Annotated in this window: 12 protein-coding genes; all 12 read left to right on the top strand. The window is 60.1% G+C overall.

All coding sequences use genetic code 11. From position 1 onward, the window contains the following. The first annotated feature begins 6 nt into the window (after positions 1-6). The 12 genes from nuoG to M2375_RS19780 all read left to right on the top strand — a co-directional run bounded on the left by nuoG (position 7) and on the right by M2375_RS19780 (position 12,522). Entirely contained in the window at positions 7-2,121 is a 2,115-nt protein-coding gene (gene nuoG, locus M2375_RS19835; protein WP_259169790.1) for an NADH-quinone oxidoreductase subunit NuoG, read from the top strand. After that, on the top strand, positions 2,118-3,194 hold the full coding sequence (gene nuoH, locus M2375_RS19830; RefSeq protein ID WP_259169787.1) for an NADH-quinone oxidoreductase subunit NuoH: 1,077 nt from the start codon (positions 2,118-2,120) through the stop codon (positions 3,192-3,194). The genes nuoG and nuoH overlap by 4 nt, the downstream gene beginning before the upstream one ends. A gap of 15 nt (positions 3,195-3,209) precedes the next feature. Beyond that, a complete protein-coding gene (gene nuoI, locus M2375_RS19825) occupies positions 3,210-3,722 on the top strand; it encodes an NADH-quinone oxidoreductase subunit NuoI (RefSeq protein ID WP_259169784.1) in 513 nt (170 codons plus the stop codon). Positions 3,723-3,757: 35 nt separating this feature from the next. Beyond that, entirely contained in the window at positions 3,758-4,426 is a 669-nt protein-coding gene (locus M2375_RS19820) for an NADH-quinone oxidoreductase subunit J (RefSeq protein WP_259169782.1), read from the top strand. Beyond that, positions 4,423-4,731, top strand: a complete 309-nt coding sequence (nuoK, locus tag M2375_RS19815; RefSeq protein WP_133854614.1) for an NADH-quinone oxidoreductase subunit NuoK — start codon at positions 4,423-4,425, stop codon at positions 4,729-4,731. Before M2375_RS19820 ends, nuoK begins: the two co-directional genes overlap by 4 nt. Positions 4,732-4,759: 28 nt before the next feature. Beyond that, positions 4,760-6,799, top strand: a complete 2,040-nt coding sequence (gene nuoL, locus M2375_RS19810) for an NADH-quinone oxidoreductase subunit L (RefSeq protein WP_259169780.1) — start codon at positions 4,760-4,762, stop codon at positions 6,797-6,799. 12 nt (positions 6,800-6,811) lie between these two features. Next, complete coding sequence (locus tag M2375_RS19805) at positions 6,812-8,281, top strand: NADH-quinone oxidoreductase subunit M (protein ID WP_259169778.1); 1,470 nt, start codon at positions 6,812-6,814, stop codon at positions 8,279-8,281. Positions 8,282-8,308: 27 nt separating this feature from the next. Then, complete coding sequence (nuoN, locus tag M2375_RS19800; RefSeq protein WP_259169777.1) at positions 8,309-9,802, top strand: NADH-quinone oxidoreductase subunit NuoN; 1,494 nt, start codon at positions 8,309-8,311, stop codon at positions 9,800-9,802. A 30-nt stretch (positions 9,803-9,832) separates the two neighbouring features. After that, on the top strand, positions 9,833-10,159 hold the full coding sequence (locus M2375_RS19795) for a DUF2818 family protein (protein WP_259169774.1): 327 nt from the start codon (positions 9,833-9,835) through the stop codon (positions 10,157-10,159). 23 nt (positions 10,160-10,182) lie between these two features. Next, positions 10,183-10,698: a DUF1178 family protein gene (locus M2375_RS19790; protein WP_259169773.1), complete on the top strand. Its 516-nt coding sequence runs from the start codon at positions 10,183-10,185 to the stop codon at positions 10,696-10,698. Between the two features lie 329 nt (positions 10,699-11,027). Next, the gene (locus tag M2375_RS19785) at positions 11,028-11,798 is read left to right on the top strand and encodes an ABC transporter ATP-binding protein (RefSeq protein WP_182324354.1); all 771 of its coding nucleotides are present in this window, start codon (positions 11,028-11,030) and stop codon (positions 11,796-11,798) included. A gap of 1 nt (position 11,799) precedes the next feature. Next, positions 11,800-12,522 carry an ABC transporter ATP-binding protein gene (locus tag M2375_RS19780; RefSeq protein ID WP_259169769.1) on the top strand — a complete coding sequence of 241 codons (723 nt, stop codon included), beginning with the start codon at positions 11,800-11,802 and terminating at the stop codon, positions 12,520-12,522. Positions 12,523-12,536 lie beyond the last annotated feature (14 nt).

Genomic DNA, 12,536 nt, shown 5'->3' with positions numbered 1-12,536 from the left:
GAGCATATGGTTGAAATTGAAATAGACGGCCAGAAGGTCGAGGTCGCGGAAGGCAGCATGGTCATGCACGCGGCTGATGCGGCGGGCAAGTACATCCCTCACTTCTGCTACCACAAGAAACTGTCGATCGCGGCCAACTGCCGCATGTGCCTGGTAGACGTCGAGAAGGCGCCCAAGGCCATGCCCGCATGCGCCACGCCGGTGACGCAGGGCATGATTGTGCGTACCACCTCGGACAAGGCCATCAAGGCCCAGCAATCGGTGATGGAGTTCCTGCTCATCAACCACCCGCTGGACTGCCCGATCTGCGACCAAGGCGGTGAATGCCAGTTGCAGGACTTGGCGGTGGGCTACGGTGCCAGCAGCTCGCGCTACGAAGAAGAAAAGCGCGTGGTGTTCCACAAGAACGTGGGCCCGCTGATCTCCATGGAAGAGATGAGCCGTTGCATCCACTGCACCCGCTGTGTGCGCTTCGGGCAAGAAGTCTCGGGCATCATGGAGCTGGGCATGGTCAACCGCGGCGAGCACGCTGAGATCACCACCGTGGTGGGCGATACGGTGGACTCCGAGCTGTCGGGCAACATGATCGACATCTGCCCCGTGGGCGCGCTCACGAGCAAGCCTTTCCGCTACAGCGCCCGTACCTGGGAGCTGTCGCGCCGCAAGTCGGTCTCGCCGCACGATTCCACCGGTGCCAACTTGATCGTTCAGGTCAAGAACAACAAGGTGATGCGCGTTGTGCCTTTCGAGAACGATGCCGTCAACGAATGCTGGATTGCCGACCGTGACCGCTTCTCCTACGAAGCGCTCAACGGTGAAGAGCGCCTGAAGGCGCCGATGATCAAGCAAGGCGGCCAGTGGCTCGAAGTGAGCTGGCAAGCTGCGCTGGAATACGTGGCCAATGGCATCAAGAGCGTGCAGCGCGACCATGGCGCCAGCGCCCTGGGTGCCCTGGTCAGCCCGCACAGCACGCTCGAAGAGCTGTTCCTGTCCGGTGAACTGCTGCGCTCGCTGGGCAGCCAGAACGTGGACTACCGCCTGCGCAATGCCGATTTCGCCAAGGCGGACGGTGTGCGCTGGCTGGGCCGCTCGGTCGCGTCGCTGTCGGACCTGAACACGGTCTTGATCGTGGGCTCGAACGTGCGCAAGGAGCATCCGCTGTTTGCCCAGCGTATCCGCCAGGCCGCCCGCAAGGGCGCGGTGGTGACCGCTGTCCAGTCCAAGGCTTTTGATCTGGCGATTCCGCTGGCACACCAGGTCATCGCGCCTGCTGCGCAGTGGGCCTATGCGCTGTCCTCGGTGGCAGCGGCCATTGCCCAGTCCAAGGGTATTGAGGCGCCTAACAATGCCGGTACGGTGACGCCTGAGTCCATCGAGATTGCCCGCGCGCTGCAAAACGGCGAGCAAAAGGCGATCTTGCTGGGCAATGCGGTGGCACACCATGCGCAAGCCAGCACCTTGCTGTCGATTGCCAACTGGATTGGCGCGCAGACGGGTGCCACGGTTGGCTTCCTGACCGAAGCGGCCAACACCGTGGGCGCGCAGTGGGTGGGTGCGGTGCCCCAGGCCCATGGCATGCATGCCGGCGAGATGCTCGCTGGCGGCATCAAGGCAGCGATCTTGCTCAACTGCGAACCGGCATTTGACACGGCTGCTGGCAGCCAGGCGCTGCAGGGCTGCGAGATGGTGGTGAGCCTGAGCCCCTTCAAGGCCAACATGGACATCGCCGATGTCATGCTGCCGATCGCGCCGTTCACCGAGACCTCGGGCTCGTTCGTGAATGCCGAAGGCCGTGTGCAGAGCTTCCACGCGGTGGTCAAGCCGCTGGGCGATACCCGTCCCGGTTGGAAGGTGCTGCGCGTGCTGGGCAATCTGCTGGATGCGGCAGGCATGGACTTTGATTCCTCGCAGGATGTGCTGGCCGTGGCCACGGGCTCGCAAGGCCAGGTGCCTGCCGAGCTGCTGTCCAACAGCACCAAGACCAACATGGCAGTGTCGGCACCTGCAGGCCAGGAGCCGGTGGTTGCCAGCATCTACCAACTCGATGGCATCGTGCGTCGCGCGCCTTCGTTGCAAATGACGGCGGATGCCCGCCAATCCTCGGAGGTGGTGGCAGCATGATCGACGCAATTTACAACGGCGGTCTGACCCTGATCGCAGCGGACTGGTGGGCGACCCTGGTCTGGCCGGTACTCTGGAACCTGATCAAGATCCTGTGCATTGTTTTGCCGCTGATGGGCGCCGTCGCCTACCTGACCTTGTGGGAGCGCAAGCTCCTGGGCTTCATGCAGGTGCGTTACGGCCCTAACCGGGTCGGCCCTTTCGGTCTGCTCCAGCCTTTGGCCGATGGCCTCAAGCTGATGACCAAGGAAATCATCACGCCTACGGCAGCGAGCTCCGGTCTCTACCGCCTGGGCCCCATCATGGCGATCATGCCTGCGCTGGCCGCCTGGGTGGTGATCCCCTTCGGCCCCGATGTGGCGCTGGCCAACGTGAACGTGGGCCTGCTGCTGGTGATGGCGATTACCTCGATCGAAGTCTATGGCGTGATCATCGCCGGCTGGGCATCGAACTCCAAGTACGCCTTCCTGGGTGCGCTGCGCGCATCGGCCCAGATGGTGAGCTATGAAATCGCGATGGGCTTCTGTTTCCTGGTGGTCATCATGGTCACCGGCAGCATGAACCTGACCGAGATCGTGCTGGCCCAGGGCAAGGGCATGATGGCATCGTCCGGTGCCAGCATCCTGTCCTGGAACTGGCTGCCACTGTTCCCGATGTTCATCGTCTACCTGATCTCGGCCGTGGCTGAGACCAACCGCCACCCCTTCGACGTGGTCGAAGGCGAAGCGGAAATCGTCGCCGGTCACATGGTGGAATATTCGGGCATGGGCTTTGCCGTGTTCTTCCTGGCCGAGTACGCGAGCATGTGGCTGGTGTCGATTCTGGCCGTGATCATGTTCCTGGGCGGCTGGTTGCCACCGTTTGATTTCCTGTCCTTCATCCCAGGCTGGATCTGGCTGGCGGCCAAGACCTTCTTGGTGGTGTCGATGTTCATCTGGATTCGCGCTACTTTCCCACGTTTCCGCTATGACCAGATCATGCGTCTGGGCTGGAAGATCTTCATCCCCGTGACTCTGGTGTACCTGGTCTTTGTCGGCGGCTGGTTGCTGTCGCCATGGAACATCTGGAAATAAGCGGAGGAATACAACATGACTACTGCAGTTTCTCCCCGCTCTTTCTCGGTGAAGGATTTCTTCAAGAGCTTCATGCTCTGGGAGTTGATGAAGGGTATGGCCCTGACCGGCCGCTACACCTTTGCGCGCAAGATCACGGTCCAGTTCCCGGAAGAGAAGACGCCTTTGTCTCCCCGCTTCCGTGGCCTGCACGCGCTGCGCCGTTATGAAAACGGCGAAGAGCGTTGCATTGCCTGCAAGCTGTGCGAAGCCGTATGCCCCGCCATGGCGATCACGATCGAGTCGGATGTGCGTGAGGACGGCTCGCGCCGCACCACCCGCTACGACATCGACCTGACCAAGTGCATTTTCTGTGGCTTCTGTGAAGAGAGCTGCCCGGTTGACTCCATCGTGGAAACCCAGATTCTGGAATACCACGGAGAAAAGCGCGGCGACCTGTACTTCACCAAGGAAATGCTGCTGGCCGTGGGCGACCGTTACGAACCTGAAATTGCTGCAGCCAAGGCTGCGGACGCAAAGTACCGCTAACGCGGCACTTGGAGACTGATCGAAAAGAGCCCCACATGGATGTCACAACTGGTTTTTTCTATCTGTTCTCGGTAGTGCTGCTGTATGCGGCATTCCGAGTGGTCACTTCCCCAAATCCGGTGCACGCTGTGCTGCACCTGATGTTGGCTTTCTCTCAGGCAGCCGGTATCTGGTTGCTGCTCAAGGCTGAGTTCCTGGCCATCGTGCTGGTGATGGTCTACCTGGGCGCTGTCATGGTGCTGTTCTTGTTCGTGGTGATGATGCTGGATATCCGCATCGACCAACTGCGCAAGAACTTCTGGAAGAACTTCCCGCTGGCGGCGGTGATTTTTGCCATCGTTGCCTTTGAAATGGGTGTGGTGTTGATCGGTGGCTTCAGCGCCATTGATGCGCCCAAGGCCATTCCTGCGGTGGTGGATGCGGCCGGCAAGGTGGTGCCTTACAGCAACGTCAAGGCGCTGGGCACCATGCTCTACACCGAGTATCTGTTCCCGGTGCAAGTGGCTGCGGTCATCTTGCTGGTGGCGATGATTGCCGCGATTGCCCTGACCCTGCGCCAGCGCAAGGATTCCAAGGCCATCGATGCCTCGCTGCAAGTGCGCGTACGTGCTGCAGATCGTCTGCAATTGGTCAAAGTCGAGGCCAGCAAGCCCGCTGCACCCGTGGTGCCGCCTGCTGCTGATGCCGAGGAGAAGAAGGTATGACGCTCACACTGGGTCATTTTCTGACGTTGGGCGCGATGCTGTTCGCGCTGTCCGTGGTCGGTATCTTCATGAACCGCCGCAACCTGATCGTGCTGCTGATGGCCATCGAATTGATGCTGCTGGCGGTGAATACGAACTTTGTTGCCTTCTCCCACTATCTGGGAGACATGCACGGCCAGATTTTCGTGTTCTTCATCCTGACCGTTGCGGCGGCGGAGTCGGCAATTGGGTTGGCAATCTTGGTGTTGCTGTTCCGTAACAAATCCACCATTGATGCGGAAGATCTCAACTCCCTGAAGGGTTGAGGCACCCATACTTGCAAGGTTAAGAAGAATGAGTCAAACCCTTTCTGCTTCAACACTGTTGGCGGTGCCTCTGGCGCCCCTGGCAGGATCTTTGCTGGCAGGCATTTTCGGTACCGCCCTGGGTGGTAACCGCATCGGCCGCGTTGGCAGCCGCACGCTCACCATCCTGGGTGTGTTCATTGCCTTCGTCATCTCTGCGATGACGTTCCAGAGCGTTGTGTTTGAAGGTGCCACCTTCAACCAGACGCTCTACACCTGGATGACCGTCGGGTCGCTGAAGATGGAGATCGGTTTCCTGATCGACTCCATCACCGCGATGATGATGTGCGTGGTGACCTTTGTGTCGCTGATGGTGCACATCTACACGATGGGCTACATGGAAGAAGACGAAGGCTATGACCGCTTCTTCTCGTACATCTCGCTGTTCACCTTCTCCATGCTGATGCTGGTGATGAGCAACAACTTGCTGCAGCTGTTCTTCGGCTGGGAAGCGGTGGGCCTGGTGTCGTACCTGCTGATCGGTTTCTACTTCAAGAAGGAAACGGCGATCTTCGCCAACATGAAGGCCTTTGTGGTCAACCGTGTCGGTGACTTTGGCTTCATCCTGGGCATCGGCCTGATCGCTGCCTACACCGGCACCTTGAACTACACCGAGATCTTCGCCAAGACCAATGAGCTGAGCGGCATGACCCTGCCAGGCTCCACCTGGTCGCTGATGACGGTGATCTGCATCTGCCTGTTCATCGGTGCGATGGGCAAGTCGGCCCAGTTCCCGCTGCACGCCTGGCTGCCTGACTCGATGGAAGGTCCTACCCCCATCTCGGCACTGATCCACGCGGCCACCATGGTGACCGCCGGTATCTTCATGGTCTCGCGCATGTCGCCGCTCTATGAGCTGTCCGATACGGCGCTGAACTTCATCCTCGTGATTGGCTCGATCACCGCGCTGTTCATGGGTATCCTGGGCATCATCCAGAACGACATCAAGCGCGTGATCGCGTACTCCACCTTGTCGCAGCTGGGTTACATGACCATCGCGCTGGGCGTGTCGGCCTACTCGGTGTCCGTGTTCCACCTGATGACGCATGCGTTCTTCAAGGCACTGCTGTTCCTTGGCGCTGGCTCGGTCATCATGGGCATGCACCACAACCAGGACATCCGCTGGATGGGTGGCGTGCGCAAGTACATGCCCATCACCTGGATCACTTTCCTGCTGGGTAATCTGGCGCTGATTGGTACGCCGTTCTTCTCGGGCTTCTACTCGAAGGACGCGATCATCGAAGCGGTGCACGCCTCCAACCTGCCTGCTGCCGGCTTTGCCAACTTTGCCGTGCTGGCCGGTGTGTTCATCACCGCGTTCTACTCGTTCCGCCTGTACTTCATCGTGTTCCACGGTAAAGAGCGCTACGACCAGAACCCCGATGCCCACCACGATGACCACCACGCGCACGACGACCACCATGGCCATGGCCACGATGCCAAGCCGCATGAGTCGCCTTGGGTGGTGACCCTGCCGCTGGTGCTGCTGGCGATCCCTTCGGTGGTGATCGGTGCGATTGCGCTGATGCCGATGCTGTTCGGTGATTTCTTCAAGGGCGTCATCTATGTGGATGGCAGCAAGCACGGCGCAATGGCCGAGCTGGCCGAGAAGATCCATGGCTGGATTCCGATGGCACTGCACGGCTTTACCGCCGCGCCGTTCTGGCTGGCCCTGGCCGGTGTGGTGACCTCCTATGTGTTCTACATGGTCATGCCCCAGATTCCTGCTGCCATCAAGCGCATCAGCGAAAAGATTGGCCTGTACCAGGTGCTGGAAGGCAAGTACGGTGTGGACTGGGTCTACGAGAACATCTTTGCCCGCGGCTCGCGCGTGCTGGGCGGTGTGTTCTGGAAGGTGGGCGACCAGGGCCTGATCGATGGCCTGATTGTCAACGGTTCCTGGAAGGTGGTTGGCCGCATCTCCGCACTGGTGCGCTGGCTGCAGACGGGTTATGTGTACCACTACGCATTGGTCATGATTCTGGGTATCTTCCTGGCCATGACGTACTTCGTGCTGCTCAACAAGTAAGGAAGAAGAAAAATGGGATTGTTGAGTCTTGCAATTTGGACGCCCATCGTCTTTGGTGCTGCCTTGCTGGCCTTTGGCAAGCAAGAGCAGGCCAAGATGGTGCGCTGGATCGCACTGGTCGGTGCGCTGATCGGGCTGCTGGTTACGCTGCCTTTGTACACCGGCTTCCAGCTGGGCACCTCGGCGATGCAGTTCGTCGAGAAGGCATCCTGGATTCCGCGCTTTGGTATCAACTACTACCTGGGTGTTGATGGCATCTCCTTCTGGTTTGTGCCGCTGACGGCCTTCATCACGGTCATCGTGGTGCTGGCGTCCTGGGAGTCGATCACCGAGCGCGTGAACCAGTACATGGGCGCGTTCCTGATTCTGTCGGGTCTGATGATCGGTGTGTTCTCCGCACTGGACGGCCTGCTGTTCTACGTGTTCTTTGAAGCAACCCTGATCCCGATGTACCTGATCATCGGTATCTGGGGCGGACCGAACCGCATCTATGCGGCGTTCAAGTTCTTCCTGTACACCTTGATGGGTTCGTTGCTGACCTTGATCGCGCTGCTGTACCTGTACACCAAGGCGGGCAGCTTCGAGATCTTGGCCTGGCACCAGCTGCAGCTGTCGATGACTGAGCAGACCTTGATCTTCTTTGCCTTCTTCGCGGCCTTTGCGGTGAAGGTGCCGATGTTCCCGTTCCACACCTGGCTGCCCGACGTTCACGTCGAAGCACCTACCGGTGGCTCTGCCGTGCTGGCTGCGATCATGCTGAAGCTGGGCGCCTATGGTTTCCTGCGCTTCTCGATGCCCATCGCTCCCGATGCGGCGCATGAGTGGGCCTGGCTGATCATCACCTTGTCGCTGATCGCTGTGATCTATGTGGGCCTGGTGGCGATTGTGCAAAAGGACATGAAAAAGCTGGTGGCTTATTCGTCCGTCGCACACATGGGCTTTGTGACCCTGGGCTTCTTCATCTTCAATGACATCGGTGTCATGGGTGGCCTGGTGCAGATGATTGCCCACGGCTTTGTGTCGGGTGCCATGTTCCTGTGTATCGGCGTGCTGTACGACCGCGTGCATTCGCGTGACATCGCAGCCTACGGCGGTGTGGTCAACACCATGCCCAAGTTTGCCGCTTTCTCGCTGCTGTTTGCGATGGCCAACTGCGGCCTGCCAGGCACCGCCGGTTTCATCGGCGAGTGGATGGTGATTCTGGGCGCTACCAAGTTCAACTTCTGGATTGGTGTGCTGTCTGCCACGGCACTGATTCTGGGTGCTGCCTACACGCTGTGGATGTACAAGCGCGTGTACTTCGGCCCCATCGCCAATGACCATGTGCGCGAGCTCAAGGACATCGGTTGCCGCGAATTCCTTATCCTGGGCATCTTGGCCGCTGCCGTGCTGATCATGGGTATCTACCCCGCACCGTTCACTGATGTGATGGGTGCCTCGGTGGCCGACCTGCTCAAGCATGTCGCTGTGTCCAAGCTGTGATGGTCAGACAGAATTGAGAGACTTGAGATGATTGATAACATCAGCTGGCTGGCTATCTATCCTGAAATCGTGCTGTTGGTGATGGCCTGCGTCATCACCCTCGTGGACCTGGGCGTCAAGAGCCCCGGCCGCACGCTCACCTACGTGCTGTCGCTGCTGACCCTCGGGGTCGTGGCGGTCATCACCGGTATTTACGCCAGCAATGGCAATACCTTCTACGCCTTTGGCAACATGGTCGTCTCCGACGCCATGGGCAACTGGCTCAAGTGCGCTGCTGCCATCGCGATGGCGGTGACCCTGGTTTATGGCCGTGGCTACTCGCGTGACCGTGGCATGCTCAAGGGCGGCGAGTACTTCATCCTGTCGCTGCTGGCTTTGCTGGGCATGAACGTGATGATCTCGGGCAACAACTTCCTGATCATCTACCTGGGCCTGGAGCTGCTGACCCTGTCGAGCTACGCCCTGGTCTGCCTGCGCCGTGACAACTCCGCTGCGGTGGAAGCGGGCATGAAGTACTTCGTGCTGGGGGCCATGGCGTCGGGCTTCTTGCTGTACGGCCTGTCCATGATCTACGGTGCGACCGGCTCGCTCGACATCGGTGAAGTGTTCAAGGCGGTGAACTCCGGCCTGATCCGCCACCAGGTGCTGGTCTTCGGTCTGGTGTTTGTGGTCGCTGGCCTGGCGTTCAAGCTGGGTGTGGTGCCTTTCCACATGTGGGTGCCTGACGTCTACCAAGGCGCACCCACGGCCATCACCATGATCGTGGGCGGCGCGCCCAAGCTGGCAGCCTTTGCCATCGTGATCCGCCTGCTGGTCGATGGCCTGCTGCCGCTGGCCTTTGACTGGCAACAGATGCTGGGCGTGCTCGCCATCCTGTCGCTGCTGATTGGTAACCTGGCCGCTATCGCCCAGACCAATATCAAGCGCATGCTGGCCTACTCGACCATCTCGCAAATGGGTTTTGTGCTGCTGGGCCTGATGTCCGGCGTGGTCAATGGCAATGTCGAAGCCGCCACCGCTGGCAACGCCTACAGCGCATCGATGTTCTATGTGGTGAGCTATGTGCTGACCACCTTGGCCACCTTCGGTGTGATCCTGCTGCTGGCCCGCGAAGGCTTTGAGAGCGAAGAGATTGCCGACTTTGCCGGCCTGAACCAGCGCAGCCCGCTGTACGCTGGTGTGATGGCGATCTGCCTGTTCTCGATGGCCGGTATTCCTCCGCTGGTGGGCTTTTACTCGAAGCTGGCTGTGCTGCAGGCACTGGTGGCATCGGGCAGCGGCCTGTACATTGCGCTGGCCGTGTTTGCCGTGGTTATGTCGCTGATCGGCGCCTTCTACTACCTGCGTGTGGTCAAGGTCATGTACTTTGACAAGCCCATCACGGCTGCCAAGGTGCATGCACCGTTGGACGTGCGTGCGGTGCTGGTCGTCAATGGCGCGCTGGTGCTGATCCTGGGCATCATGCCTGGCGGCTTGATGAAGCTGTGCTCTGACGCCGTGCTGCGCGCGCTGGCCAGCTAAACGCCCGCGCTCAGGCCCTGCAAAGCCCGCATGTCTATCACTGCATCCATTTGGCTGGTGATCGTGGCGGGCTTTGTTGCGGCCAATCTGCCATTTCTGAACCACCGCATCCTGGCCGCTGGGCCGGTGTGCGGGCAGGGCGGCGATGACGGCAAGGCGCTGTGGATTCGCCTGGTTGAGCTGGTGCTGCTCTATTTTCTGATCGGCGCCTTTGCGATGCTGCTTGAAGGCCGGGGCGGCCAGCGCAGCAGCCAAGGCTGGGAGTTCTATGCCGTTACCGGCACCTTGTTCCTGACCTTTGCCTTCCCCGGCTTTGCCTACCAGTACCTGCTGCGCAAGGTGCGTGCAAAAGGCTAAGGACGTTCACAGGTTCTCACACCATGAAGGTCTTCAACCTGCGCTGCCCGCTGGACCATATCTTTGAAGGCTGGTTCGCGTCGGACGCCGCGTTCGAGCAGCAAAAGAGCCAGGGCTGGCTCAGCTGCCCGATGTGCAATTCGCACGAGATCGTCAAAGGCCTGAGTGCGCCGCATCTGGCGCGCAAATCCAATACCCTGGCCCAGCCGGTGCCTGCTGCGCCCACCGCGTCTGCTGCAGCTGCACAGCCCGGAAGGGCGGTGGCTTCATCCCCGTCATCCCAGGCAGCGAGCACCCCTCTCAGCGATGCCCAGCGCCTGCAGCAGGCCTGGCTGGAGCTGTCACGCCAGGTGGTGGCCAACACCGATGATGTCGGCAGCGGCTTTGCCGACTTGGCCCGGCAGATGCATGAGGGCGAGGTCGATGCGCGCCCGATACGGGGCACCGCCACCCCCGATGAGCAGCGTGCCCTGGTCGAAGAGGGCATTGACGTGCTGCCCTTGCTGCTGCCGGAAGCCAGCAAACACCGTCTGCAATAAGCGTCTGGTGTCACCAAGGCAGCAATAGCGTCTGGATGCGTCCGGCTGCATAGGCACTGCACAGCGCATGTCAAAGCTGCGCTTGCGGGGCGCTCAATTGTCGTCCCTGCTTGATTTAGATGACAAAAAGACGACCGCTTGTCCCTCAGGTGACTATCAAAAAGAGAGCGCATAAACGCCACGGGTAAACGTGTACGCAGCCACACCTACAGGCTTTCCCCAGTGTTGCATTGCAGTATTCTTTCCTAGTATTGGCAGCATCGAAGCGGCGTGCATTTCCAACCTGGAATAGGCGCCGCGCTTTTTTCCAGCGAAGCGGTGCCGTGCCCATGAGTGATGTCATTCTTCAAACCCGAGATCTCACCAAAGAATTTCGGGGATTTACAGCAGTCAGCAATGTCAACCTGTCGGTGCAGCGGGGCTCGATCCATGCGCTGATCGGCCCTAACGGTGCCGGCAAGACGACATGCTTCAACCTGCTCACCAAGTTTCTGACGCCCACCAAGGGCATCATCCATTTCAACGGAACGGATATCACCAGTGAGGAGCCAGCGCAGATCGCCCGCAGAGGGGTGATCCGCTCGTTCCAGATCTCGGCGGTGTTCCCGCACCTGAGCCTGATGGAGAACGTGCGTATCGCCTTGCAGCGCAAGCTGGGCACGTCCTTCCATTTCTGGAGCAGCGAGCGCAGCCTGGACAAGCTCAACGGCCGCGCCGTGGCCTTGCTCGAAGAGGTGGGCCTGGCCCATCTGGCCGACGAGATCACCTTGAACCTGCCTTACGGCCAGAAGCGGGCACTGGAAATTGCCACCACCTTGGCGATGGAGCCCGAGCTGATGCTGCTCGATGAGCCCACGCAGGGCATGGGCCATGAAGACGTCGAGCGCGTCACCCAGCTGATCAAGAAGGTATCGGCCGGCCGCACCATCTTGATGGTCGAACACAACATGAAGGTCATCTCCACGATTGCAGACCGCATCACGGTGCTGCAGCGCGGGGCGATCCTGGCAGAGGGCGACTACCAGACGGTGTCGCAAAACCCCCAGGTGATGGAAGCGTATATGGGAACGACCGACGGACAGCTGCAGGGAGCGCACTGACATGAGTGAAAAAAACGGAGTGCCTGCACTGGAGATCAGCGATCTGCACGCCTGGTATGGCGAATCCCATGTGCTGCATGGCGTGAACATGCGCGTGATGCCCGGCGAAGTGGTGACCCTGCTGGGCCGCAATGGCGCGGGCCGCACATCGACCATGCGCGCCGTGATGGGCCTGACGGGTTCGCGCAAGGGCTCGATCAAGATCCATGGCGTTGAAACCATCCAGATGCCTACGCACAAGATTGCGCATTTGGGCCTGGGTTATTGCCCGGAAGAGCGCGGCATCTTTGCCAGCCTCTCCTGCGAAGAAAACCTGATGCTGCCGCCGGAGCTGAAAACCGGCTCGCCCGGCATGTCGGTCGAAGAGATCTACGAGATGTTCCCCAACCTGGCAGAACGCCGCCACAGCCCGGGCACGCGCCTGTCGGGCGGCGAGCAGCAGATGCTGGCCGTGGCGCGCATTTTGCGCACCGGTGCCAAGCTGCTGCTGCTCGATGAAATCTCCGAAGGCCTGGCGCCCGTCATCGTGCAGGCGCTGGCCCGCATGATCGTGAGCCTGCGCGCCAAGGGCTATACCGTCGTGATGGTGGAGCAGAACTTCCGCTTTGCCGCGCCGCTGGCCGACCGTCTTTATGTGATGGAGCACGGCCAGATCGTCGAGCAGTTCAGCTCCAATGAACTCGAAGGCAAGATGCCTTTGCTCAACACCTTGCTGGGGGTCTAGTCCCAATTTTTTGC

Origin of the sequence: Comamonas sp. BIGb0152 (genome assembly GCF_024809975.1) — a bacterium.
GTDB lineage: Bacteria > Pseudomonadota > Gammaproteobacteria > Burkholderiales > Burkholderiaceae_C > Comamonas.
Note: the sequence above shows the minus strand (reverse complement) of the source record. Positions and strands in the feature narration are given on the sequence as shown.

Coding starts and splice junctions, on each gene's coding strand:
- nuoG (WP_259169790.1), top strand. CDS start 7: ATGGTTGAAATTGAAATAGACGGCCAGAAGGTCGAGGTCGCGGAAGGC.
- nuoH (WP_259169787.1), top strand. CDS start 2,118: ATGATCGACGCAATTTACAACGGCGGTCTGACCCTGATCGCAGCGGAC.
- nuoI (WP_259169784.1), top strand. CDS start 3,210: ATGACTACTGCAGTTTCTCCCCGCTCTTTCTCGGTGAAGGATTTCTTC.
- M2375_RS19820 (WP_259169782.1), top strand. CDS start 3,758: ATGGATGTCACAACTGGTTTTTTCTATCTGTTCTCGGTAGTGCTGCTG.
- nuoK (WP_133854614.1), top strand. CDS start 4,423: ATGACGCTCACACTGGGTCATTTTCTGACGTTGGGCGCGATGCTGTTC.
- nuoL (WP_259169780.1), top strand. CDS start 4,760: ATGAGTCAAACCCTTTCTGCTTCAACACTGTTGGCGGTGCCTCTGGCG.
- M2375_RS19805 (WP_259169778.1), top strand. CDS start 6,812: ATGGGATTGTTGAGTCTTGCAATTTGGACGCCCATCGTCTTTGGTGCT.
- nuoN (WP_259169777.1), top strand. CDS start 8,309: ATGATTGATAACATCAGCTGGCTGGCTATCTATCCTGAAATCGTGCTG.
- M2375_RS19795 (WP_259169774.1), top strand. CDS start 9,833: ATGTCTATCACTGCATCCATTTGGCTGGTGATCGTGGCGGGCTTTGTT.
- M2375_RS19790 (WP_259169773.1), top strand. CDS start 10,183: ATGAAGGTCTTCAACCTGCGCTGCCCGCTGGACCATATCTTTGAAGGC.
- M2375_RS19785 (WP_182324354.1), top strand. CDS start 11,028: ATGAGTGATGTCATTCTTCAAACCCGAGATCTCACCAAAGAATTTCGG.
- M2375_RS19780 (WP_259169769.1), top strand. CDS start 11,800: ATGAGTGAAAAAAACGGAGTGCCTGCACTGGAGATCAGCGATCTGCAC.